Source organism: Allobosea sp. 10N428 (assembly GCF_056394545.1).
The window spans coordinates 184409-206764 of the sequence record NZ_JBFTIC010000005.1 but is presented as its reverse complement, the minus strand read 5'-3'; the positions used below and the strand labels follow the sequence as shown (position 1 = coordinate 206764).

The window sequence follows — 22356 nt, the reverse complement described above, 5'->3', positions numbered from 1 at the left end:
ACGCGAGATCCGCGCATGAGTTCCGTCACCACTCCGCCCAGCCATGGCGACCTCGACCGGCGGCTCGCGCAGAATGCGGAGGCCATCGAGGCGCTGCTCGAGGCGCTGCTCGCGTCCGAGCCGGCCGAGGGAGAGATCGCGCGCCCGCCACGCCTCGTTGCGGCGATGCGCCACGGCGCGCTCGGCGGCGGCAAGCGCCTGCGCCCCTTCCTGACGGTCGAGACGGCCCGGCTCCTCGGAGCCGCTCCCGAGCAGGGGCTGCGGGCAGGCGCGGCCGTCGAACTGCTGCATTGCTATTCGCTGGTCCATGACGACCTGCCGGCCATGGACGACGATGATCTGCGCCGCGGCCGGCCGACGGTGCACAAGGCCTTCGACGAAGCCACCGCGATCCTGGCCGGCGACGCGCTGCTGACGCTGGCCTTCGAGGTTCTCGCCGATGAGGCGACCCATCCTGACGGCGCCGTGCGGGCCGCGCTGGTGAGCGCGCTGGCGCGCGCCTCCGGGCTCGGCGGCATGGTCGGCGGCCAGATGCTGGACCTTGCCGCCGAGGGACGGTTCGAGGCGCAGCGCGGCTCGCTGTCGGAGGCCACGATCCGCCAACTCCAGGCGATGAAGACCGGGGCGCTGCTGGCTGCCAGCGTCGAGATCGGTGCGCGCCTGGGTGGTGCCGATGCGGCGGCGCTGGTGGCGCTCGGCCAGTACGGCCGCGCGCTCGGCGCGACCTTCCAGGTCGCCGACGACATCCTCGATGTCGAATCGGACGCCGCCCGGATGGGCAAGGCGACGGCGAAGGACGAGGACAAGGGCAAGGCGACTCTGATCGGCGCGCTCGGCCTCGACGGCGCCAAGCGCGAGCGCGACCGGCTGAGCGAGGCTGCGGTGGCGGCGCTTGCAGGTTTTGGCCCGCAGGCGGATGTGCTCAGGGCAGCCGCGTGCTTCGCGGCGCAGCGGAAAAGCTGACGGTATTGCGCCGTCATGCTCGGGCTTGACCCGAGCATCTCTTGCGGAAGGAAACGGCTGCTTCGCTTGTCTGGCGATCCTCGGGTCAGCGCTTCGCTGCGCCCGAGGATGACGGCTCGCTTACCGCCAGCGGTTGAAGGCGTCAGTCAGCGTCTGGCTGCCCGAAACACCCTTCTCGAAGGTGATGATACCGCGCCGGCCCGAGGTGAACAGCACGGGGATATCGATCCAGCTGCGGTTGAGGATCAGATCGATATTGCGCTCGACCTCGACCGGCACGTTGGACAAGGCGGCGACGAAGAGATTGTCACCCAGCGCCGAGTTGATGGCCGAGAGCGGTGCGCCGCGCTCGCCTTCCTCGGTCTTGAACTGCGGCACGCCGATTTCCTTGATCGCCTGCGACGCCGGGTCGCCGCTGTTGGTGAAGCGCAGCCCGATGATGTGCGAGGCGGGGAAGGCGGAATCGGTGTTGCGGCGGACGGTGAAGTCGAGATTGAGCCCGGCATCGGGAATCTCGACGGTGGCGCGCACGATCGTCTCGACCGGACGGCCCTGGCCGGCGCTCTCACTGTCGAGGCGCCAGAAGACGCGGCCGGTGACGGCCCGGGGCTGCTGCGGGTTCTCGGGAGCCTCGGTGTAGAGGATGGCGCGCTGGGCGACGGCGATCTCGCCGCCCGGCTGCGGGACCGGAACGCCCGGGGAGGCGCTCGCCGTATTGCTGCCGGTCCGGCCCTGGGCCGGCTCGCCGACGCGGTCGGCGATCTTGCCGTTGCCTTCAGGCTGGGCCGGCTGCGCCTGCTGGGTGCTTGCCTCGMCGTTCGGGCGGGCTGCGTCCTGCGGCTTCAGCTTGTGGACATAGATCGCGGTGGCCGCGATCGCCGCGACCGCGATCGCGACGACGCCGCCGACCACGGCGGAACGGATATGGCCGGGCTTTACCCGGGATTCGCGCGGCGGCTGCACGCGCGGGCGGGCGGCCTGTGGCGCGGCCGGCTCAGGCAGCGGCTCGCCCTCATCCTCGCCGGCGGGGGCGGGCAGCGGGGCGAATGCCGGCTGCTTCTTGGGCTCGGGCGGGCGCGGCGGCTGCGGGGAAGTCTCGACAGGGCGAATCACGGGACCTTCGGCGACCGGCTGCTCGGCCGGTGCCACCTCGTAATCCGCCTCGATCCGGGCGACGGCCTCGTCGAGCGCCAGGCGCTCGCGCATGATCTCGGCCTCGCTCAGCGGCGGGTCGAGGCCGCGCAGCTGCGCGACCAGGGCCGTCCGCGCCCGGTCGTAGATGGAGCGGCGCGTCTCGGCGGAGTTGTCGGGCAGCCCGGCGACGGCACGCGCCAGGATCGGGTAGAAATCGGCCATTGGCCTCACTTGTCGCTGATGACGGGCCGCGTCAACCCTCGAAGGGCAAGCTCACCCTTCGAACGGATTGTGGACGAGGATCGTGTCGTCGCGCTCCGGGCTCGTCGAAAGCACGGCGACGGTGGCGCCGATCAGCTCCTCGATGCGGCGGACATATTTGATCGCCTGCGCCGGCAGATCGGCCCAGGAGCGGGCGTTGGCGGTCGAGCCATGCCAGCCTTCGATGGTCTCGTAGATCGGCTCGACGCGGGCCTGGTCGGCCTGGCCGGCGGGCAGGTGTTCGAGGATCTGCCCGTCGAGCTTGTAGCCGACGCAGACCTTGATCTCTTTGAAGCCGTCGAGAATGTCGAGCTTGGTGAGGGCGATGCCGTCGATGCCGGAGGTCTTGACCGTCTGGCGGACGAGGCACGCGTCGAACCAGCCGCAGCGGCGCTTGCGGCCGGTGACGACGCCGAATTCCTTGCCCTTCTGGCCGATCAGCTCGCCGATCTCGTCGAAGAGCTCGGTCGGGAAGGGGCCTTCGCCGACGCGGGTGGTGTAGGCCTTGGCGATCCCCAGCACGTAGCCGACGGCGGAGGGGCCGAGGCCCGAGCCGGTCGCAGCCTGGCCGGCGACGATGTTCGAAGAGGTGACGAAGGGGTAGGTGCCGTGGTCGACGTCGAGCAGCGCGCCCTGCGCGCCTTCGAACAGGATGCGCTTGCCGGCGCGGCGCTGCGCATCGAGGAGTGCCCAGACTGTGTCGGCATAGGGCAGCACCTCGGTGGCGATCGCCTTGAGCTGGGTCAACAGCTCCTTGGCGTCGACCTCGCCGATGCCGAGGCCGCGGCGCAGCGCGTTGTGGTGTGCCAGCAGCCGCTCGATCTTGGCTTCGAGCAGGGCAGGGTCCTTGAGGTCGATGACGCGGATGGCGCGGCGGCCGACCTTGTCCTCATAGGCCGGGCCGATGCCGCGCTTGGTCGTGCCGATCTTCATGCCGGCATTCGAGGTCTCGCGGAAATGGTCGAGCTCGCGATGCAGCGGCAGGATCAGCGTGGCGTTGTCGGCGATGCGAAGGTTATCCGGCGAGATCGCGACGCCCTGGGCGCGCAGCCGGCCGATCTCCTCGACGAGATGCCAGGGATCGACGACGACGCCGTTGCCGATGACCGAGAGCTTGCCCGGACGGACGATGCCGGAGGGCAGCAGCGAGAGCTTGTAGGTGACGCCGTCGATGACGAGGGTATGGCCGGCATTATGGCCGCCCTGGAACCTGACCACGACATCGGCCTGGCTGGAAAGCCAGTCGACGATCTTGCCCTTGCCCTCGTCGCCCCACTGGGCGCCGACCACCACAACATTCGCCATGAGCGAGGTTTCCCTGCTTGTTCCGCGTTGACCGCGCAAGCACCCACGGAAATGCAAAACCCCGGCGCAAGGCCGGGGTTCGGGGCAGGTCCTTGCAAGCCCTCATGGGCCAATGTGGTCCGCAGGTCAAGGTTTCATGGCGCGGGAGCCTTGATCTTGCGGGACAAAACACCGGAGCATGGCGGGTCTGCAGCATCTGCGCAGTAATGCTGCCGCAATCGGGCGTAAGGGCTATGCAGCGGATCGGGACATCGCGCCCAGCCTGCTTCCCGATGCCGCAGGAGAGGGGAATTCATCGATCATGACCAAGCTCGACGACTGGCTCGGCCAGCACCATGCCGCGTTCACGGCGATCCGCCGCGACATCCACGCCCATCCCGAACTCGGCCTGGAAGAGGTGCGCACCGCCAAGCTGGTCGCGGACAAGCTGCGCGAATGGGGCGTCGAGGTCACGGAGGCTGTCGGCAAGACCGGTGTCGTCGGCGTCATCCGCGGCAACCAGCCGGGCGAACGCGCCATCGGCCTGCGCGCCGACATGGACTGCCTGGCGCTGGAAGAGACCACCAACCTTCCCTATTCCTCGCGCAACCACGGCCGGATGCATGCCTGCGGCCATGACGGGCACACCACGATGCTGCTCGCGGCCGCGCAGTACCTCGCCGAGAACCGGGATTTCGCCGGCACCGTCAACCTGATCTTCCAGCCGGCCGAGGAAGGCCGCGGCGGCGCCAACGCCATGCTGGCGGATGGCCTGTTCGACCGCTTCCCCTGCGACGCGATCTACGGGCTGCACAATACGCCGGGCATGCCGGCCTGCAGCTTCGGCACGACGGTCGGCCCGTTCCTCGCGGCGGCGGATTCGTGGAAGGTCACTTTCCACGGCGTCGGCGGTCATGGCGGCTCGCAGCCGCACCGCTCCACCGACATCACCTATGCGCAGGCGCATTTCGTGCTCGGCCTGCAGGGCATCATCGGCCGCAATGTCGCTCCGCTCGACACTGCGGTGATCAGCGTCGGCTACATCCATGGCGGCGACGTCAACGCCTCGAACGTCATCCCCTCCGAGCTCGTCATCGGCGGCACGGCCCGCACCTATTCGCAGGACGTGCGCGACACGGTCGAGCAGCGCATCGCCGAGCTTGCGGCTGCGACGGCCCAGGCCTGGGGCTGCAGGGCGGAAGCCCATTACCATCGCGGCACGAGCCCGCTGGTCAACGAGGCCGAGCAGGTTCGGGTCGCGGTCGCGGCGGCTTCCGCTGCCGTCGGCGCCGAGCATGTCAACGGCCAGCTGCGGCCGGGCACGGGCGGCGAGGATTTCGCCGAGATGATGCTGGTGCGGCCGGGCGCCTTCATGCGCATCGGTAACGGCGTCAATCCCGACGGCTCCTTCGTCGGCCTGCATACGCCGCTCTACGACTTCAACGACGCGATCATCCCGGACGGCGTGCGCTACTGGGTCGGCCTCGTCGACCAGGAGCTCGGCCAGGGCCTGCGGGCGATCGCGGCGGAGTAAGACATCAATGCGGCCGGCGTCGGAGATGCCGGCCGCAGCTTTGACGGGGTGCCCGTCGTTTCCGGCGCTTGCGCTGCCGGTGGAACGGACCTAGGCGACGGGCTCAGCAGCGGAGCCATGCCATGAAGACCCTTGCCATCTCGACCCTGACGATCTGCGGCATCGAGGAACTGCCGGGCAACAGCGCCCGCGAGGTGACGCATGTGCTCTCGGTGCTCGATCCCGACCGCGCCGAGATCGAGGCCTTCGGCACCTATGGCGAGCATCATCGCGTGACGCTGCGCTTCCACGACATCATCGATCCGCGACCCGGGATGATCATGCCGGAGCCGGGGCATGTCGATGAGGTTCTTCGCTTCGGCGAGGGCTTGCAGGAAACGGCGGCGGCCCGCGTGAAGGGGCATCTGCTGGTCCACTGCCATATGGGCATTTCGCGCTCCACGGCGGCGATGCTGACGTTGATGGCCCAGGCCGATCCCGCCGAGGGCGAGGACGCGCTGTTCGAAAGGCTGCGCCATATCCGCCCGCAGGCCTGGCCGAACTCGGTGATGATCGGCTTCGCCGACGAGCAACTCGGCCGGAGCGGGCGCCTGACCGAGGCGCTTCGCCGGCACTACGCCCATCAGCTCAAGGTCCAGCCGAAATACCGGACCTGGATGGCCGATCTCGGCCGGGGGCGGGAAGTGGAGATGGCGGTCTGAGGCAGGGCGCCGTCATGCTCGGGCTTGACCCGAGCATCTATTGCGGCCGGTGGCTCCTGCGCTCGGTGCGGCCTGAGCTTCTCGGGTCTGCGCTTCGCTTCGCCAGGGAATGAAGCCTGGGGGACCGGCTCACTTCGGCAGCGGCTGCTCGTCATAGGAGAGTTCCCGATCGCCCGGCCATTTGATGCGGTAGGCGAGCTTGAGCTCCTTCTCGGCGCCGGGGGCGAGGTCGAAGGTCCAGGCCGAGATGCCGCGGCGGTCGCCGACCTGCTTCTCGGTCGGCGGCGTCGTCTGGGCGGCGATGGTCTCGACCGCGATGGCGGTGCTCTCCGAGTAGGGGATGCGCCCGAGCACCGTCACCTTCACCGGCCTCGCATGCAGGCTCTTCACCACCGTGCGGAACTCGCGCTGGTCGGTGCGGCTCTGGCCGAGCCAGGTCGGCTCGTTCTCGCGGCGCTTCACCGGGGCATAGCTCACCTTGATCCGGTCGTCGGCGCCGAAGCCGAGCTCGAGCCGGTCGCCCGGCGCCACCAGCCCGAACTGGCCCATGCCGACATAGCTGCCGTCGCGATGCAGCGCGACGCGGCCGGGCAGGAGCGGGGCCTCCTCCTCATGGACGAAGCCGGCTTCCAGATAGGCCTTCTGCTCAAGCTCGGGCACGGTGCGGGCGGCGAGCGTCGCCTCCGCCTTGCGCTGGGTGAGGACCACGGTCTTCGGCGAGCCATCCTGGGGGATCGAGGCGCGGCCGGGCACCTGGAAGTTGGCCTGATAGGCGCCGGCCTCGATCGCCGCGACCTCGACCTCGGCCGGCCGCGCCGGCGCGGGGGCCGGAGTGATGGCGCGCTGCGACTGCGCGGCCAGCGCCTCGGCCTCGGCCTTGGCGCGCGCGGCGGCCATTCCAGCAGGTGCCGCGCCGACACGCGCGCGGCTTTCATAGATGGCGGGTAGCTCGAAGAAGGCGACCTGCATCGGCGAGAGATCGGGCGCGCGCGTGCCGCCGGCCGAACGCGTGGTCGAGAGCGTGAGCGCTACATCGTCCCATGCCTCGCCGCTGCGCTGGCGGATCTCGGCGCGGCGCGTCAGGGCGATCTCCGGCTTTTCGGCCGTCGTGGTCAGCCGCGCTTCGTAGGTCGGCGTCCAGTTCGCGCCGGTGACGCGATAGCTCACGGTGAACTCGGCCGCGACCGGCTGCGGCGCCTCGACCGCGATGGCGACGTCGCGCTTCGGCGCGCCGGGGCGGCCAGCCTGTGGGCGCGCGCGCTCGAGCGAGGCAATTTCGGCCTCGACGTCGGAAAGGCGATTGCGCACGCCGCGCAACTCGTCCTGGACCTTGACCAACGCGGTGCCGATCGCCTCGAACACGGCCGGCCAGTCGTTGACCGGCAGGGCCTTGCCGTCGGGGCCGAGCTTGTCGGGGCCGGTCTGGGCGAAGCGCTCGATGGTGGCGCGCTTGGCCTCGATCGCGGCGATCTGGCTCTCGAACTTGCCCTTGTCGTCGCGCAGCGCCTTGAGCTTGTCCTCCAGCACCGTATCGAGCACCGGCTTGGCCTCGCCCGGCGTGGTGCGGACATCGACGGCGCCGACCGAGAAGGCGCCGCTGCCCTTGCCCTCGATGCGGATCGAGGCGGGGTCGATCGTCGCCGGAAGACCGCGCAGGACGACCTGCGAGACGCCCTGCAGCAGCTCCGCCTTGCCGAGCCGCGTCACCACGGCGCCGTCGGGATAGATCGTGACCCGGTCGATCCGGCTCGCGAGCTCGGTCTCGGCCGCGCTGGCGAGGCTCGGAGCAAGAAACAGGGCGGCGGCAATATAATTCTTCACGACATCATCCCCCGGAATCGCAGTCACGCGGCCACGATGAGCGCTGCCGAATCCGGCGCGCCCAAGGCCGAATTTGGCCGGAATGCGGATAGGAAGCGAGAGCGGATCGAGCGTCCTGCATTTGCAGGATCATCGGCCAGGGCGGCGAACGCCGCGGGCTCCCCCGCAGGCGACAGCCTTTGCCGCGGATTACCAAAATGTAATTCCGATATATCTTGATTTGAGATATATCGCGATATAGTTTTCGTGGGCATGAAGCACACAGACAGAGACGGTCACGACCGTCATCCCGACGCCCTCCGCGATAGGCGCGAGCATCGTCGGGGCCACCACCACGATCATCATCATGAACATGAGCGCCGCGGCCGCAGAGGCCGGCATGGCGGCCGGATGTTCGACTATGGCGAGCTTCGCCTGCTCATCCTCGCGATGCTCTCCGAGCAGCCGCGCCATGGCTACGACCTGATGCGCGGCATCGAGGAGCGCACGGGCGGCAGCTACACGCCGAGCCCCGGCGTGATCTATCCGACGCTGCAATGGCTCGAAGACATGGGCTATGCCCGCATCGCGGATGAGAGCGGAAGCCGCAAGAACTTCCTCGTCACCGCGGAAGGAGCTGCGTTCCTCGTCGCCAACCAGGCGGCGCTCGACAGCCTCCTGGCCCGCGTAAGCGCGGCCGGCGCGGCAACTCCCGGAGATGGCATTCCCGAGCGCGTCACGCGCGCCACGGAAAATCTCAAGATCGCCCTGCGCCTGAGGTTGCGGCGCGGAGGGCTCGACGAGCCCGCCGCCGAAGCGATCGCCTCGGCCCTCGATGCGGCGGCGCTCGCCGTCGAGAGAAGCTGAAGGATCGGCGAGGCCCGGCCGGCTGGGAAGCGCAGGGCCATCTTCGCAAGTGCGATCAGTGCGCCGACAGCTTCATCATCACGAGGCCTGAGACGATCAGCATGGCCGCTGCGATACGCATCGGCGTCAGCGCCTCGCCGAGCACGGTGACGCCGACGATGAAGGCGCCGACCGCGCCGATGCCGGTCCAGATCGTATAGGCCGTGCCGAGCGGCAGGGTGCGCATCGCCAGCGAGAGCAGGGCGAAGCTGCCGATCATGGTGACGATGGTGATCGCCGCCGGCACCGGGCGGGAAAACCCATCCGATTGCTTCATGGTGAAAGCCCAGACGACTTCGAGAATGCCGGCCGAAAACAGGTAGAGCCACGCCATAGCGGTCCCCCATGAGTTGCCGGGTCGTCCCGGCACATTGCCCAGGGTGGGGGAGGTCGTGGCCTCGCTGGCGCGTACCTAGCCATCGACCGTCGCGATGGCAAGGTTGCGAGGCGGATCGAGGGTGAGGCGGTTCAGGCGCGGCTGCGCGTGCTGGCGTGCGGCTTGATGCGGTGTTCGACGAAATTGCGCAATTCGGTGACGCGGCGTTCGGTGTCGAGCACCTCCCGGTCGAGCCCATGCGCCCAGGCGAGATCCTGCCGGGCGGCCGGCTCGGCGTCGAGCGTGCGCAAATCGTCGAGCCAGGCCTGGGTCGAGGTCTCGTCCCGCCGGAAGCCTTCTTCGATCAGGAGCGGCACCATGCGTCCGAGGATGGAGGCGACCTGCTTCAGGGGGAATTCCGGATGGTACTGGACACCCCAGAAGGTGCCGCCATTGTGCCTGATCTCGGCCGCCTGCACCTGGCTGTAGGCGTTGGAGGCGAGGATGGTCGTGCCATGCGCGGGCAGGGCTATGGTGTCGAGATGGATCGCCGGGGCGTCGAAGGCCGATGGCCTGCTCTCGAGGAGTTTGTGGTTCCGGCCCGCCTCGGTCGGCGTGATCCGGCGGGCGAAGCCGACCTCGCGCCCCTTCGGATTGGCGGTGACGGTGCCGCCCGCCGCGACCGAGCCGATCTGAATGCCCCAGCAGGAGCCGAAGCAGGGGGTGCCGCTGGCATAGATCGCCCGCATCAGTTCGACCTGCCGCGTCACCGCCGGTTCGGCCTTGTAGATATGCAGCGCCGAGCCGGTGAGGAAGACGCCGTCATAGGATTCGAGCCCGGCGGCGTCCGGCAGGTTGGCGCCCTCATCAGCCGGGAGACAAATGTCGGAGACGATGCCGGGCGCGATCGCCGCGATCTCGGCGGCGTAGGCCTCGCCATAGGCCATGCCATAAGCCTTGCGCAGCCCTTCGCGATGCTCGTGCGTGTTGCCGTCGACGAAGAGCAGGCGGAGCGGGCGAGAGCTGGTCTGGATCATCGGGGGATTTCCGCAGGGGATGCGCAGGGCGATGGGCAGGCTTGCGCCCGATCTCATAGAAGAGGGGCCTCGCGCAAGGTTATTGCATGTGCCCATTCTCGCGACAGGGCGGAAACGTGCACCCTTCCCCGACTTGGCTGCAACGCGCCTGGACCAACGCCTATCTGCTGATGATCGGGACGACGCTGATCTGGGGCGGGAATGCCGTGGCCAGCCGTTTTGCGGTCGGCAACATCTCGCCGATGGCGCTGACCTCCTTTCGCTGGATCGGGGTCTGCCTGATCATGCCTTTCCTGCTGCGGCGGCAGATCGCCGAGCATCTGCCGCAGATCAAGGCGCACTGGCTCTACATCGCCCTGCTCGGCATCACCGGCTTCACCGTCTTCAACACCCTGATGTATGTGGCGGCCTATTCGACGACGGCGATCAATATCGGCATTCTGCAAGGCTCGATCCCGGTCTTCGTTCTACTCGGCGCATTCATCGCCTATCGCATCCCGATCGGCGTCATGCAGGCGCTCGGTGTCGCCGTCACTCTGCTCGGCGTCGTGGTCACCGCGAGCCGCGGCGATGTCCATGTGCTCGCGAATCTCCGCTTCGTCCCGGGCGACCTGCTGATGATCCTCGCCTGCGTCTTCTATGCCGGCTACACGGTCGCGGTTCGCAGCCGGCCGCCGATGCCGCAACTCGTCTTCTTCACGGTCGCCGCGGCCTTTGCCTGTCTGTTCTCCTTGCCGCTGCTCGCGGCAGAGATCGCCATGGGCCGCTTCCACATGCCGAGCCCGACGGGCTGGGCCATCCTCGCCTTCACGGTGATCGGCCCCTCGATCCTGTCGCAACTGTCCTTCATGCGGGCGATCGAGTTGATCGGGCCGGGGCGGGCCGGTGTCTTCGTCAATCTCGTGCCGGTCTTCGCGCCGATCCTCGCCGTGCTGCTCCTCGGGGAGCCCTTCGGGGTCTATCACGCGGTGGCGCTCGCGCTGGTGCTCGGCGGCATCTTCATCGCCGAGCGGCTGGGGCGGTAGACGAGCCCTTTCGTCTGCAACCGCCGTCATTCTCGGGCGAAGCGAAGCGCAGACCCGAGAACCTCTCGCAGGGCAGGGTGCTTCTTCTGCCAGAGATGCCCGGGTCGAGCCCGGGCATGACGCCCCGACATCTGCGGCCTCAGCGCAATGCCGAGACTGCGAGCCGCGCGACGGCGGCATGGGCGGCGTCGCGCTCCTTCGGATCGGCCCGCGAGCCGGCGAGATAAACGACGATGACGAAGCGCCGTCCGTCCGGCAGCGTCGCGACGCCGATGTCGTTGCTGGCGTGGTTGATGCCGTCCGTGGTGAGGCCGAGCCCGGTGCGATGGGCGAAGCGCGAGCCTGCCGGCAGCCCGGCCTTGACGCGGTCCGCGCCGATCTTCGATTCCGCGACGATCTTCTCGATGAAGGCGGTATGGGCGGGGTCGCGGAGCCAGGTGCCCTTGGCGAAGCCCTCGAGGAAGAGCGCGCTCGCTTCCGGCGTGGCAGCGTCGCGCTTGTCGTTCAGCGCCTTCGACAGCGCGGCGATGCGGACTTCCGGCTTGAGGGCCTTGAGTTCGGCGCGGAAGCGCTTCTCGTCGACCGTCTCGCCCCAGGCGAAGCCGCGCAGGCCGTAGATCTCGGGCTGGAACTGGCGCTCGTAGCGGTCGATCGACATGCCGGTGATGCCGCCATCGCGCAGCATCTTCGTCACCACCTGCGGCCCGCCAATCTCGCGCATCAGCAGGTCGGCGGCGGTGTTGTCGCTCTGGCCGGCGGCGAGCTGGACGAGTTCGCTCAGCGGATAGTCGTTGCGCTCGCCCTTGAAGGCCTTGGCGAGCGGGCTGTTGAACAGCGAGAAATCCAGGCGCGTCACGGTAATCGGCTGGTCGAGCCTGAATTTGCCGGCCTCGACCTGTTGCAGCACCGCGACGGCGAGCGGCAGCTTGAACACGCTCTGCAGCGGGAAGGTCTCGGAGCCGCGATAGGACCATTGCTTGCGATCCTTGAGATCGATCAGCGCGACACCGAGCCGACCTTTCGCCTGCCCTTCGATCGCGGCGATCTCCTTGTCGAGCCTGGCTTTGTCCCAATCGGCGAGGGCGGGGAACGCGGTGAGGCAGGCCAGGGCTGCGGCGGCGAGACGAAGGCGGGCAGGCATGGGGCGGTCCCTTGATGGCGAGGCCATCAGAGGGGAGGGACATTGCGGCAGCCTTGCGGCGGCAGGTTGGCTCAATCCGTCAGCCGCAGCGGGGCTTATCGAAAGAAAAACATGCCGCCGCGGTTCCGATCGCGTGCGGCATTCGTCTTTGAAGATGGATGCCGTGCCGGCGCCTTAACTGGGCGGGAATGGTGTCCGGCAAATGGAGGTTTGCGATATGGCGAAGAACGACGTCTCGCGCCGGGCCGCGTTGGCGGCGGGCTTTGCTGGCAACCTCACCCTATCCATGCCCTCTCGCGCCCGGGACAAAGGAACTGCCATGGAAACCAAGACATCCGCGGCGGGCGACAGCATCGCGCTCGTCAACGTCTTCACCGTGCAGCCCGCCGACCAGCCGCGGCTTGCGGAGATCTTGCGCGAAGGCACGGAAGACTTCTTCAGCAAGCAGCCGGGGTCGCTCTCGTCCTCGGTTCTGGTCGGTCGGGACGGCCGACGGGTCGTGAATTATTCGCGCTGGCGCAGCGCCGACGATATCGCGGCGTTCCGGGAAACCGAGTATTTCAAGGCCTATGTCGGACGGATCGGCTCCCTGGCCACCGTCGAGACGATGTTATGCGACATCGGATTTTCCCATGGCTGACAGAGTGGCGGGCGGTGCCGCGCGGAGCGTATTCAGCGAGGCGATCGCGCGGCTGCGGCCGCGCCTTCACCGCTACTGCGCCCGGATGATGGGCTCGGCGGTCGAAGGAGAGGACGTCGTCCAGGACGCGCTCCTGAAAGCTGCCGAAGCCTGGAGCGACGCCGCTCCCGTCGAAAACCCGGATGGCTGGCTGTTCCGCATCGCGCATAACGCCGCGCTCGATGCGCTCCGGCGCCGTGCCCGCCGCGCGGAGCTGGAACGCGAGGATCAGGAAGACATGGTTTCTCGGCAGGTCGGCTTCGATCCGCTCGCGACACGGGCGAGCCTGCAGACGCTCGCGCGCTTGCCGGTCGCCCAACGCAGCGCCGTCACGCTGCGCGACGTGCTCGATTTCTCGGTCGACGAGATCGCGCAGCTTCTGGAACTGAGCCCGCCCGCGGTCAAAGGCCTGCTGCAGCGCGGGCGGCAACGGCTCGCGGAGATCGCGCACGAGCCGGGAGACACACGGGCGCCGCAGCTCGCGCCGGCCGAGCGCGTGCGGTTGGAGAGTTATGTCGCCCGGTTCAACGCGCATGATTTCGACGCGGTTCGCGCGATGCTGGCGGAGGATGTCCGGCTCGATCTCGTCAACCGACTGCAACTCAGCGGCCGCAACGAGGTGGCGCCCTATTTCGGGCGCTACGACACCGCCACGCACTGGCGCTGCGCGTCCGGGTTCGTGGACGGAAAACCGGCCGTGCTGATGCTCGACGCACAGGACAGCGACGGGCGGCCGCTCTACTTCGTGACGCTGGAATGGCGCGGCGACGAGATCGTCGCGATCAGGGATTTCCTGTTCGCGCGCTATGTGCTGGAGAGCGCGGAAATCGTGGTGTCGACGGACTGAACGGGCGCTTCATCGTCGCAGAGCGTAAGCTCCACCGGGCAGTCCTCGATGCCGAAGCATTCCGGCAGGAGCTGCTTCAGCCGCTCGCGCAGGGCGTCGAGGGACTCGGCTTCGGTGACGATGCCGAGCTCGCCGGTGTCCATGGCGTACCAGAGGCCCGCCGCCTCGTCGCGGCGGACCTCGAAGCGGATCGGCGCCAGCGCCGCCTCCGAGCGGGAGGCGACGATGGCCCGCAGTGGGTTGAGCACGATCAGAACCGCAGGCGCCGGGCGCGCTTGACCATCGGGATCTCGTGGATCTTGTCGAGCAGCTCGTCCGAGATCGGCTCGTCGACGGCGACATAGCAGATCGCGTCGCCGCCCGGCTTGTCGCGGCCGAGCGCGAAGGTCGCGACGTTGACGCCGGCGGCGCCCAAGAGCGAGCCGAACTGGCCGATGAAGCCTGGCTTGTCGTCGTTGCGGACATAGAGCATGTGCGGCGCGAATTCGGCGTCAACCGCGATGTCGCGGATCTCGACGATGCGCGGCTTGCCGTCATGGAAGACCGTGCCGGACGCATGGCGCGGCATATCCTCGGCCTCGACGACGATGCGGATGACGCTTTCGAGGTTGCCGGCGACCTCGCGGGTCAGTTCCTCGACGACGATGCCCTTCTCCTTGGCGATCAGCGCGGCGTTGACCATGTTGATCTCGGGCAGGAAGGGCCTGAGCACGCCGGTGATCGCGGCAGCCGAGATCGCCTTGAGGTTGAGCGCGGCGACCGCACCCTCATACTCGATGCGGATGCCCTTGACCGGCGCCTCGGTGAGCTGGCCGAGGAAGGAGCCGAGCTTTTCGGCGAGATCGACGAAGGGCTTGATGCGCGGGGCCTCTTCCGCCGAGATCGACGGGAAGTTGACCGCGTTGGTGATGGCGCCCTTGAGCAGGTAGTCGCTCATCTGCTCGGCGACCTGCAGGGCGACATTCTCCTGCGCTTCATTGGTGCTCGCGCCGAGATGCGGCGTGCAGACGACGTTCTCCAGCCCGAAGAGCGGGTTCGTCTCGGCCGGCTCCTGCGAGAACACGTCGAAGGCGGCGCCGGCGACATGGCCGGACTTGATCAGGTCCGCCAGCGCCTGCTCGTCGACGAGACCGCCGCGAGCGCAGTTGATGATCCGCACGCCCTTCTTGGTCTTGGCGAGGTTCTCGGCCGAGAGGATGTTCTTGGTCTTCTCGGTCATCGGGACGTGCAGCGTGATGAAGTCGGCGCGCTTCAGCAGGTCTTCCAGCTCGACCTTCTCGACGCCGAGCTGAACGGCGCGTTCCGGCGACAGATAGGGGTCATAGGCGATGACGCGCATCTTCAGGCCGATGGCGCGTTCGGCGACGATCGAGCCGATATTGCCGGCGCCGATCAGGCCGAGCGTCTTCGCGGTGATCTCGACGCCCATGAAGCGGTTCTTCTCCCACTTGCCGCCTTGCGTGGAGGCATCCGCCGAGGGGATCTGGCGGGCGAGCGCGAACATCATGGCGATGGCGTGCTCGGCGGTGGTGATCGAATTGCCGAAGGGCGTGTTCATCACGATGATGCCGCGCGCGGTCGCGGCGGGGATCTCGACATTGTCGACGCCGATGCCGGCGCGGCCGATGACCTTGAGGTTCTTGGCCTGCTCCAGCAGCTTGGCGGTCGCCTTGGTGGCCGAGCGGATGGCGAGGCCGTCATACTCGCCGATCACGGCGGCGAGCTTGTCCTTGTCCTTGCCCAGCGCAGGATCGAAGGTAACGTCGATGCCGCGGTCCTTGAAGATCTGGACGGCGGCGGGGGAGAGGGCGTCGGAAATCAGGACTTTCGGTGCGGGCATGGGAGGCTCCGGCTGGCGCCGCGCTGCACGGGGAGCGTTTCGGCGCTGAGAAGGGGGAGGGCGCCCCCGCCTGTCATTCCGGGGCGGCGAAGCCGAACCCGGAACCCACGACGGGGTGCGACGCTGCGGTTCTGGATGAAGCGGTGGAAAGGGCTCGCCCGGTCGTGGGTTCCGGGTTCGCGGGCGAAAGCCCGCGCCCCGGAATGACAGGGTGAAGCGCTCTTTACGCCGCCTTCTTGCCCAACGCCGCCTTGGCCTCGGCGAAGGCATATTCGATCCAGGGCATGAGCGCCTTGACGTCGCGCGACTGCACGGTCGCGCCGCACCAGATGCGCAGGCCCGGAGGGGCGTCGCGGTAATGGCCGAGATCGTAGCCGGCGCCGGCCTTCTCGATGATCGAGACGACCTGCTTGGCGAAGGCGGCCTGTGCGTCAGGCGCCAGCGCCGTCACGGCCGGATCGGTGAACTTCAGGCACACTGATGTGTTAGAGCGCGTCTTCGGCTTCACGGCGAGGAAGTCGATCCAGTCGTTCTCGCGCACGAACTTGGCGATGACGCGGGCATTGCCGTCGGCGCGCTTCACCAGGCCGTCGAGGCCGCCGACCTTCTGCGCCCATTCCAGCGCGTCGATATAATCCTCGACCGCGAGCATGGATGGGGTGTTGATGGTCTCGCCGGTGAAGATGCCCTCGATCAGCTTGCCGCCCGAGGTCATGCGGAAGATCTTCGGCAGCGGCCAGGCCGGCTTGTAGCTTTCGAGCCGGGCGACGGCGCGGGGCGAGAGCACGATCATGCCATGCGCGGCCTCGCCGCCGAGCACCTTCTGCCAGGAGAAGGTGACGACATCGAGTTTCGGCCAGTCGAGGCGCTGGGCGAAGGTGGCCGAGGTGGCGTCGCAGATGGTCAGCCCCTCGCGGTCATCCGCGATCCAGCTGGCGTCGACGACGCGCACGCCGGAGGTGGTGCCGTTCCAGGTGAAAACGACGTCGCGGTTCTTGGTGTCGACCTTCTTGAGGTTCGGCAATTCGCCATAGGGGGCGTCGAAGGTGCGGACGTCGGCGAGCTTGAGCTGCTTGACGACATCGGTGACCCAGCCGGCGCCAAAACTTTCCCAGCTGACCATGTCGACGCCGCGGGCGCCCAACAAAGACCAGAGCGCCATCTCGACGGCGCCAGTGTCGGAGGCCGGCACGATGCCGATGCGGTAATCGGCGGGAACATCAAGCACCTCGCGCGTCAGGTCGATCGCGCGCTTGAGCTTGTCCTTGCCGATCTTGGCGCGGTGCGAGCGGCCGAGCGGGGCGTCGGAGAGGTTCTTGAGGGCCCAGCCGGGGCGCTTGGCGCAGGGGCCGGACGAGAAATTAGGCACGCGCGGACGCATGCTAGGTGCAGTATTCGCCATCGATGTCTCCATCCTTACAGATGGGCGCGCCCCGTTGGGGGGGCGTGTCCCGTCGATGGGGGTAGGATGGGAGGGCGGGGGGAGTCAAGCCATGAGAGGCCTAGAAGGCAGTCCCTGAAGTGTGGCTAGGCTTGTATCCGCACGTTAAGCTACGATGAGGAACTTGCGATTCTTTTCGGGGGGATGATGGTGCAGCAGGAAGCAGAAAAAACAAAGACGCCTCTAATTCTTTCTCAAATTATTGCTCGACTCCATGACATTTTTGATGGGCTGGTTGACCTCTCGGATGTCGAAAATAAACAAAAAGATGAGCAGGAAAGATATTTTATAACAAGAGCTTTTCTTGCTTTGTGCTTGATGGACGAAGTGGGAATAAATGCTTCAGAGGCCGCGTCTTGTATAACGGATGGCGGCGCTGATGATGGAAATATAGAGCCGACATAGAATCTCAGCTTGGAAATATCGACACAAATGTCGTAATGATATTGGCGCATACTAGTGAAAACGATATTTCTGAAAATATATCAACAAAGATTTCTGAATTTTTAGCCCAAGAAAATAAGTACACTGACGATTTTTTGACGTTTAAGCAATTTAGGGTTTCTCAAGCGGCCCGTGTTGCGCGCTCGAACACGCGGCCAGAAAATATAAATCTGCCGGTAATGCTGGCCCATTGGGGATTGTTGATCGAGCCGTATCGGGCTGTTTATGGATCGGTGGCGGCATTAGACGTGACGGATTGGTTTGAGCAGCACGGAAACAAGCTTTTCGCGGAAAATCTTCGGTACGGTATCGAGAAATCCGATGTTAACGATGGCATTATGGCTACTGCTCACAAGGAGCCTCAGAATTTCTGGTACTATAATAACGGCATAACTGCGATTTGTGACTCCGTAGACAAGCAGCCAATCGGCGGCCCTGATACGGGGAGTGGCGTATTTGACGTTAGTAAGATTAGCGTTATAAATGGAGCTCAAACTATTACTTCATTGCACAGATCTAGAAAATTTGGCGCCGATTTATCCAAAGTTAGGGTTCACCTTAGGGTCATATCAATCAGTGATACTCAGGAAGATTTTGCTCCGAATGTTACCAGCGCTAATAATACGCAAAATGATCTAAATCCGGTCGATTTCGTTGCTGCCGATCCGAACCAAGATAGAATCCGCCGCGAGGCTTCGCAGATTGGATTGATGTATTCCTACAGGCGTGGAGATAAGGATCCGGATCGATCTCAGGGATTCAATATTCGCTCTGCAACGATTGCTGCTGCTTGCGCCTCCGGCGACTTAAGGCTCGCCGTTGCAGCCAAGCGATATATAAGCGGTCTTTGGGAAAACACCAAGAAAGAGCCATATATAAAGCTCTTTAACGGTAATACGACTGCTTTGTATTTATCAAGAATAATTAAAGTGATGAACGCTGTTGACGATGCTTTAATTGATAAGGGAAATGATCTGTCCGGCCGTGAGAAATTGACCTCTGTGCATGCGAATAGGTTTATACTTTTTTGTGTTTTCAATGCTCTGGGTTCTCAAAGGGTATCGGGAACTGATTCGATTGAGCCGATTGAATTGGAGGCAAAGAAATTAACTTTTGGTATTCTATCTGAATTAAACCTGATTATAGCTGAGTATTTTTCAGACGCTTATCCGGGCAATATATTCAAAAATCGAGAAAGACAGTTAGAGTTACTTGATTTGATGCGCTAAATTTCTTTGTTTGAGGAGCATTGCTCGACTAGCGCCTCATCTTATCCCCGCCCTCACGCCCCGCCCCTATCCTCACCCCACCTCGTCCCCGAGGGGCAGCCATCCGGAGGTATGCCGAAGGCCGGGGCGAGGGCGGCGCCTGCGGGTGGGGTTACGACGCACTCCCGGGAGGCTTCGGGGCACCGCCCAAACCGAATGATGCGCGGGGAACCCCTCTCCCGGATGGGAGAGGGGCAGGGGTGAGGGACCGCCGCTTATCATTGAGGCGCAACGGCGCCGCTGCGGCCCTTGTCGGATAGCGCAGGCCCTCATCCCTGCCCTTCTCCCACACGGGAGAAGGGTTCCCCGCGCCTTTTTCGGAGCGGTCGCGGGAAGGCCGCGGCGAGCGGGGCGCCCTATCCGCCAATCGCCCTGCGAATGGCGGCAATGACCGCGTCCCTGTCATCCACGACCTCGGCATTGCTGAAGCGAATGACCGTGAAGCCGTGCCGCTCGATTTCAGTGGTTCGCGCGGCATCGTAGTCCGCTTCCCAGCGATGCTGGCGACCATCGATCTCAACGATCAGCTTTCGGTCGATGCAGATGAAATCGACAGTGTAGCCGAGCAGGGGAACCTGTCGGCGGAACTTGAGGCCGTCGAGTTGGCGGTTTCGCAGGAGCCACCACAGGACTTCCTCCGGCTCGGTTGCGTGCCGCCGAAGCTGCCTGGCGAATTGGCGCCGTTCGGTTGTCATCGAGCGGAAGCTGAACACGTTCGCCTCGACGATCAATGGCGGTCCCTCACCCCTGTCTCTTACTGATCTCGGGCTTGCCCGAGATCAGCACTCAAAGTGTCGAAGTCGGCAACAGCCGACGTCGATGCGGGAGAGGGGTCCCCGCGGTTCCTTCGCGAAAACTTATCCCCGCCCGCGCAAACCGCGCCTATCCTCGGCCCACCTCGTCCCCGAGGGGCAGCCATCCGGAGGTATGCCGTTGGTAGGGACGGGGGCGGCGCCTGCGGGTGGGGTTACGACCCACTCCCGGGAGGCTTCGGGGCACCGCCCTGGGGATACTACGATCCCTGTGCGAGGAGCTCGCGGGAAGGCTCGGCCGGTGACGGACGGCACGGCAGGGACGCGACGACCCGATGAGGGGAACTGGCGTCCGAGCCCGCCGATCCCTAGCAGCCCAGCCGTATAAGCGCGGCCCGGAGTCCGAAATCGCCGATGAGCGGAGCGCCACGGGGCGTGCGGAAGGTGGCTCAATCCTTCCGCGCCGCATCCTGGCTCAATGGAAGCGGCCCGATACCTCGCGCCTCGCGGCGCTCCGCTGCCCCTCATTCGAACCCGCCGCGTGGAAGCGCGAGCGGGATAAACCCATGCGTCATTCTCGGGCGGAGCGGAGCGCAGACCCGAGAATCTCGGGCAGGAGAGGCGCCAGAGCCTCCTTCGGGAAGAGATGCTCGGGTCAAGCCCGAGCATGACGCAGAGAGGGCTTTTGGTCGAGGAGAAGGGAAGTCCCGCCCGTTCAATCCCCCGTCATCGTCATCTCGGCATCGACAGCCTTCATCTTCGGGTGAGCGGCGCAGAAGGCCCTGATCTTTTCCGCAACGGCGGCGGAGTATTCGCTCTTCCGATGGGCTCCGGACTTCAGATAGTCGGCGCAGCTCAGCTCTCGGTCGGTAATCCCGGCAGTGGCCGGGGCGGCCAGAGCGGCGAGGATGAGGAGGCCGGCGAAGGCGCCGAGCAAAACGCGGGAGAGGCGGGGCATGGTCTTGTCCTGAACGGGCAGCCGCATCACAGGCCTGCCTCAAGCGGCGCTCCTGCCTTGCGTCGCGCCCGCTTGCAAATGCGATTGTCGCGGCCCCGATGCGCGGGCAGGGCAGTGCGGCTGCGGGATCGTTGGCCGGAGGGGGAAGGCGGGGCCGGCATTTCGTGATAGGCAGCGGCTCATCCCGCTAGAGCATGTCCGGCGAACAGGGTTCGCCTCCAAAGCTCAAGCCTTTCGCTTTGTCGCAATTCCGGAAGCAAAACCGCTTCGCATTTTTGCTGGAATTGCTTGGAGGTAACGAGACCATGGCCAAGAAGACCCCCGAACAGCTCGCCCGTGAATTCGAGGGCCGCAAGGCCAAGGGGCTGGCCAAGGGCGGGGCGGCGTTCTGGCCCAACATCCTCGCCAATGCCGTGCTGAAGCTCACCGCGGCGCGGGCCGCGATCACGCCGGAGGCGCTGATCGAGATGATCGAGCGCGAAAGCGAGACGCTGGACGTCTCGGTGAAGGCCGGCGCGACCGAGGCCGTCGCGCGGCTGAAGCAGGCCGTCGCCAAGGGGGCGTGAGGCGCCGGCTAGGTCGCCGCGCGTCCTACCGGACGCGAAGTGGCGATCTAACTCTTTGTTCAAGCATCGGATTTGTCCGAAAAGTGGATTCCACTTTTCGGTCCGATGCTCTAGCCCGGCACGCCGGCGATGACGCCCTTGCGCAGCAGGAAGCAGCCATAGGGGCGGGGGTCGCCGACCTGCACCACCGCGAAGGCGCGCCGCGCCGCCTCATAGAAGGCGAAGCGCTCGATGCCGGCCAGCGGCGCCGGGCGGCCGAGCGCCGCATCGATTTCGGCCTGCACCGCGCGCTGGACGTCGGGGATCGCGGCGGCATCGCCGACGACTTCCATGCGCCTGACAGGCTCAGGCTCGAAATCGTCGATCGGCAGCACCGAGAGGATGGCGCGCGCAGTGCGCTGCATCGTCAGCCCGGGCAGGCGGATCAGCCGGCCGCTGGTGGTGGCGCTGGCGATGGTTTCGGCCGGGTGGTTGGCGTCGACGAGGGCGAGGTCGTCGCCATGGCCCATGGCGGCGAGCACCCAGAGCAGATCGGCAGAGAGGACGGGATCGAGCGATTTCAGCATGACGGGCGGCGCCCCCTGTCCGCGAGATAGATGCGTGCGGCGTTGCCGCCGAAAAGCGCGGCGCGCTCGGATTCGCTGAGCGCGGCGGTGAGGCGTTCGGCCGCGGCGTGCCATTGGCCGTAGGAGGAGCGAAGCGTCGCGACCGGCCAGTCGCTGCCCCAGAGCAGCCGTTGCGGGCCAAAACAGGCGAGAAGCTGTGACACTGCCGGTTCCAGCGTCGCGTCAGTCCAGCCCGGCCCGGCTTCGGTGACGAGGCCGGAGAGCTTGCAAGTAGTGTTCGGCCGGGCGGCGAGCGCCGCGATGCCGTCGCGCCAGTCGGAGAGGTCGGCGCCGGCGAGATCGGGCTTGGCGCCGTGGTCGACGATGACGGGGAGCTCCGTCTCGCGGTCGAGGAGAGTCAGCAACGCCGGGATCTGCGGCGGCTTCACCAGGGCATCGAAGACGAGGCCTTGCGCCTTCATCGCCGCGAAGGCGGAGGCGAGGTCGGGACGAGCGAGCCAGTGCGGATCGGGGATGTCCTGCACCATCGGCCTTAAGCCCACCAGCAGCGGGTCGGCGGCGAGTGAGGCGATGCGGGCGGGGGCATCGGGCGCTTCGAAATCGGCCCAGCCCACTACCCCCGCGACGAAGGGCGTGGCGGCGGCGAGATCGAGCAGGAAGCGCGTCTCGGCCTCGGTCGGCGCGGCCTGGACGAGGATGGTGGACGCGATGTCCTGTTCGGCGAGATGAGGGGCGAGGTCGGCAGGCCCGAAGTCGCGATAGAGGGGCTTGAGCGCGGGCGTCAGCCAGCCATAATCGCCACGGGCGAGCCGCCAGAAATGCTGGTGCGAATCGATGCGGGGCGGGCTCTTCACGGGCGGGCTCTTCACGGGCGGCTCTCGCGGGCGGGCTCG

The 22356-nt window shown here is 66.3% G+C and carries 23 protein-coding genes; 10 read left to right on the top strand and 13 right to left on the bottom strand.

Translation table 11 applies throughout. The features are described 5' to 3' along the window. The first annotated feature begins 15 nt into the window (after window positions 1–15). A complete protein-coding gene (locus tag AC1DDA_RS17425) occupies window positions 16–963 on the top strand; it encodes a polyprenyl synthetase family protein (RefSeq protein ID WP_476796668.1) in 948 nt (315 codons plus the stop codon). A 120-nt stretch (window positions 964–1083) separates the two neighbouring features. On the opposite strand, the gene AC1DDA_RS17420 is transcribed toward AC1DDA_RS17425, so the two are convergent. Both AC1DDA_RS17420 and AC1DDA_RS17415 read right to left on the bottom strand, forming a co-directional pair. Further along, the gene (locus tag AC1DDA_RS17420; protein ID WP_476796667.1) at window positions 1084–2319 is read right to left on the bottom strand and encodes a histidine kinase; all 1236 of its coding nucleotides are present in this window, start codon (window positions 2317–2319) and stop codon (window positions 1084–1086) included. A gap of 51 nt (window positions 2320–2370) precedes the next feature. Then, a complete protein-coding gene (locus AC1DDA_RS17415) occupies window positions 2371–3663 on the bottom strand; it encodes an adenylosuccinate synthase (protein WP_441510405.1) in 1293 nt (430 codons plus the stop codon). 301 nt (window positions 3664–3964) lie between these two features. Here AC1DDA_RS17415 and AC1DDA_RS17410 point away from each other — a divergent pair, with 301 nt between their 5' ends. Beyond that, entirely contained in the window at window positions 3965–5176 is a 1212-nt protein-coding gene (locus tag AC1DDA_RS17410) for an amidohydrolase (protein WP_441510404.1), read from the top strand. A gap of 122 nt (window positions 5177–5298) precedes the next feature. Further along, a complete protein-coding gene (locus AC1DDA_RS17405; protein WP_441510403.1) occupies window positions 5299–5877 on the top strand; it encodes a tyrosine phosphatase family protein in 579 nt (192 codons plus the stop codon). Window positions 5878–6006: 129 nt separating this feature from the next. Here the strand turns inward: AC1DDA_RS17405 and AC1DDA_RS17400 are convergent, their stop codons facing one another. Then, window positions 6007–7698: a mucoidy inhibitor MuiA family protein gene (locus AC1DDA_RS17400; protein ID WP_476796666.1), complete on the bottom strand. Its 1692-nt coding sequence runs from the start codon at window positions 7696–7698 to the stop codon at window positions 6007–6009. A gap of 390 nt (window positions 7699–8088) precedes the next feature. Here AC1DDA_RS17400 and AC1DDA_RS17395 point away from each other — a divergent pair, with 390 nt between their 5' ends. Further along, window positions 8089–8544, top strand: coding sequence for a PadR family transcriptional regulator (locus AC1DDA_RS17395; protein WP_476796665.1), 456 nt, complete (start codon window positions 8089–8091; stop codon window positions 8542–8544). Window positions 8545–8599: 55 nt separating this feature from the next. Here the strand turns inward: AC1DDA_RS17395 and AC1DDA_RS17390 are convergent, their stop codons facing one another. Further along, window positions 8600–8917 (bottom strand): DMT family transporter, encoded by a 318-nt coding sequence (locus AC1DDA_RS17390; RefSeq protein ID WP_441510400.1) that lies wholly within the window; start codon window positions 8915–8917, stop codon window positions 8600–8602. 134 nt (window positions 8918–9051) lie between these two features. Next, window positions 9052–9936: a type 1 glutamine amidotransferase gene (locus tag AC1DDA_RS17385; protein WP_476796664.1), complete on the bottom strand. Its 885-nt coding sequence runs from the start codon at window positions 9934–9936 to the stop codon at window positions 9052–9054. 116 nt (window positions 9937–10052) lie between these two features. Here AC1DDA_RS17385 and AC1DDA_RS17380 point away from each other — a divergent pair, with 116 nt between their 5' ends. Further along, window positions 10053–10961: a DMT family transporter gene (locus AC1DDA_RS17380; protein WP_476796663.1), complete on the top strand. Its 909-nt coding sequence runs from the start codon at window positions 10053–10055 to the stop codon at window positions 10959–10961. A 139-nt stretch (window positions 10962–11100) separates the two neighbouring features. On the opposite strand, the gene bla is transcribed toward AC1DDA_RS17380, so the two are convergent. Beyond that, window positions 11101–12102, bottom strand: a complete 1002-nt coding sequence (bla, locus tag AC1DDA_RS17375; RefSeq protein ID WP_441510397.1) for a class A beta-lactamase — start codon at window positions 12100–12102, stop codon at window positions 11101–11103. Between the two features lie 217 nt (window positions 12103–12319). Here bla and AC1DDA_RS17370 point away from each other — a divergent pair, with 217 nt between their 5' ends. Next, on the top strand, window positions 12320–12742 hold the full coding sequence (locus AC1DDA_RS17370) for an antibiotic biosynthesis monooxygenase family protein (RefSeq protein WP_476796662.1): 423 nt from the start codon (window positions 12320–12322) through the stop codon (window positions 12740–12742). Next, entirely contained in the window at window positions 12735–13628 is an 894-nt protein-coding gene (locus tag AC1DDA_RS17365) for a sigma-70 family RNA polymerase sigma factor (RefSeq protein WP_476796661.1), read from the top strand. The genes AC1DDA_RS17370 and AC1DDA_RS17365 overlap by 8 nt, the downstream gene beginning before the upstream one ends. On the opposite strand, the gene AC1DDA_RS17360 is transcribed toward AC1DDA_RS17365, so the two are convergent. The 3 genes from AC1DDA_RS17360 to AC1DDA_RS17350 all read right to left on the bottom strand — a co-directional run bounded on the left by AC1DDA_RS17360 (window position 13586) and on the right by AC1DDA_RS17350 (window position 16870). Continuing rightward, on the bottom strand, window positions 13586–13876 hold the full coding sequence (locus AC1DDA_RS17360; RefSeq protein WP_476796660.1) for a DUF1902 domain-containing protein: 291 nt from the start codon (window positions 13874–13876) through the stop codon (window positions 13586–13588). The two genes, AC1DDA_RS17365 and AC1DDA_RS17360, sit on opposite strands and share 43 nt — an antisense overlap. A 2-nt stretch (window positions 13877–13878) precedes the next feature. Beyond that, on the bottom strand, window positions 13879–15468 hold the full coding sequence (gene serA, locus AC1DDA_RS17355) for a phosphoglycerate dehydrogenase (RefSeq protein ID WP_476796659.1): 1590 nt from the start codon (window positions 15466–15468) through the stop codon (window positions 13879–13881). Between the two features lie 223 nt (window positions 15469–15691). Continuing rightward, window positions 15692–16870 (bottom strand): phosphoserine transaminase, encoded by a 1179-nt coding sequence (locus AC1DDA_RS17350; protein ID WP_476796658.1) that lies wholly within the window; start codon window positions 16868–16870, stop codon window positions 15692–15694. A gap of 186 nt (window positions 16871–17056) precedes the next feature. Here AC1DDA_RS17350 and AC1DDA_RS17345 point away from each other — a divergent pair, with 186 nt between their 5' ends. Then, on the top strand, window positions 17057–17314 hold the full coding sequence (locus tag AC1DDA_RS17345; protein ID WP_476796657.1) for a hypothetical protein: 258 nt from the start codon (window positions 17057–17059) through the stop codon (window positions 17312–17314). A 35-nt stretch (window positions 17315–17349) separates the two neighbouring features. Further along, window positions 17350–18582, top strand: a complete 1233-nt coding sequence (locus tag AC1DDA_RS17340) for an AIPR family protein (RefSeq protein WP_476796656.1) — start codon at window positions 17350–17352, stop codon at window positions 18580–18582. Window positions 18583–18977: 395 nt separating this feature from the next. On the opposite strand, the gene AC1DDA_RS17335 is transcribed toward AC1DDA_RS17340, so the two are convergent. Together AC1DDA_RS17335 and AC1DDA_RS17330 are read right to left on the bottom strand one after the other, a co-directional pair. Beyond that, on the bottom strand, window positions 18978–19352 hold the full coding sequence (locus AC1DDA_RS17335) for an endonuclease domain-containing protein (RefSeq protein WP_476796655.1): 375 nt from the start codon (window positions 19350–19352) through the stop codon (window positions 18978–18980). A 736-nt stretch (window positions 19353–20088) separates the two neighbouring features. Further along, window positions 20089–20331, bottom strand: a complete 243-nt coding sequence (locus AC1DDA_RS17330) for a hypothetical protein (RefSeq protein WP_476796654.1) — start codon at window positions 20329–20331, stop codon at window positions 20089–20091. Window positions 20332–20636: 305 nt separating this feature from the next. On the opposite strand from AC1DDA_RS17330, the gene AC1DDA_RS17325 reads away from it, so the two are divergent. Beyond that, window positions 20637–20897 (top strand): hypothetical protein, encoded by a 261-nt coding sequence (locus tag AC1DDA_RS17325; protein WP_476780269.1) that lies wholly within the window; start codon window positions 20637–20639, stop codon window positions 20895–20897. Window positions 20898–21007: 110 nt separating this feature from the next. On the opposite strand, the gene AC1DDA_RS17320 is transcribed toward AC1DDA_RS17325, so the two are convergent. Then, a complete protein-coding gene (locus AC1DDA_RS17320) occupies window positions 21008–21463 on the bottom strand; it encodes an RbsD/FucU family protein (protein WP_476796653.1) in 456 nt (151 codons plus the stop codon). Continuing rightward, window positions 21457–22332 (bottom strand): amidohydrolase family protein, encoded by an 876-nt coding sequence (locus tag AC1DDA_RS17315; protein ID WP_476796652.1) that lies wholly within the window; start codon window positions 22330–22332, stop codon window positions 21457–21459. Before AC1DDA_RS17315 ends, AC1DDA_RS17320 begins: the two co-directional genes overlap by 7 nt. Window positions 22333–22356: the final 24 nt, after the last annotated feature.